The following is a 1,155-nucleotide window of genomic DNA, read 5'->3' on the forward strand; positions in this document are numbered from 1 at the left end:
AGTAAACCTATCGTTAATGACCCTGTCATCAATGAATATATTGACTCTCTTGGGCACAAATTAGTGGCCAATGCGAACGATGTAAAAACGCCGTTCCACTTCTTCATGATTCGTGATCGTAATATCAACGCCTTTGCCTTTTTTGGCGGTTACGTTGCATTGCACTCAGGGCTATTTCTTCATGCTCGTAGCGAAAGTGAACTCGCATCCGTTGTCGCGCACGAAATTGCACACGTAACACAGCGCCACCTAGCGCGCAGTATGGAAGACCAAGCAAGGCGCTCTCCAGCTACTTTAGCCGCGCTTGCTGGTGCATTGTTACTTTCGATTGCTTCACCAGAAGCAGGCATGGCAGCGATTACCGCCGCAACAGCAGGCAACATGCAAAGCCAAATCAACTATACTCGCTCAAACGAGAAAGAAGCCGACCGCTTCGGTATCGCAACCTTAGCGAAAGCAGGATTTGATGTGCAAGCAATGCCGCGTTTCTTTGGCCGTTTAGCCGATGAATACCGCTACGCGAGCAAACCGCCACCAATGCTACTGACTCACCCTTTACCAGAAGACCGTGTAGCAGATAGCCGTCAACGTGCACAAGCCTATCCCCCAATGCGCATTGCACCCTCTATCGATTACCATTTGGCGCGCGCGCGCATTGTGGCGCGATATGCCGGTATCGACGGACAAGCCGCACTAGGTTGGTTTGAGCGTACTCAAAAGAAAGCTTCAGCGGACATCATGCCGTCATTTGATTACGGCCGAGCGCTGGTTCATCTGGACAACAAACGCTTATCACAAGCAGAACCGATTTTGAAAAAGCTGTTAGCGCAAGATCCGGGCAACCCATTCTATTTAGATGCAATGACCGATCTATACATCGAGAAAAAACAGCCACAAAAAGCCGTTGAGTTGCTAAATAGCGCGCTAAAGCGTAATCCTCAAAACAAAGTATTAACCATTAACTACGCCAACGCGTTGCTTGAAGCAAACCAAAATGATCAAGCGGTGCGTACGCTTCAACGTTATACACACGATAACCCAGAAGATAGCAATGGCTGGCAGCTATTATCGAAAGGCTATCATGCCCTTGGACGTAGTGATGAAGAGCTTGCAGCTCGCGCGGAAATTCTGGCACTAAGAGCAAACTGGAATAAA

At 48.7% G+C, this 1,155-nt stretch carries 1 protein-coding gene; it reads left to right on the top strand.

From position 1 onward, the window contains the following. A partial coding sequence (locus R7O12_RS26100; RefSeq protein WP_318126957.1) for a M48 family metalloprotease occupies positions 1-1,155 on the top strand: 1,155 nt, incomplete at both ends.

The organism is Vibrio sp. Vb1574, assembly GCF_033338675.1.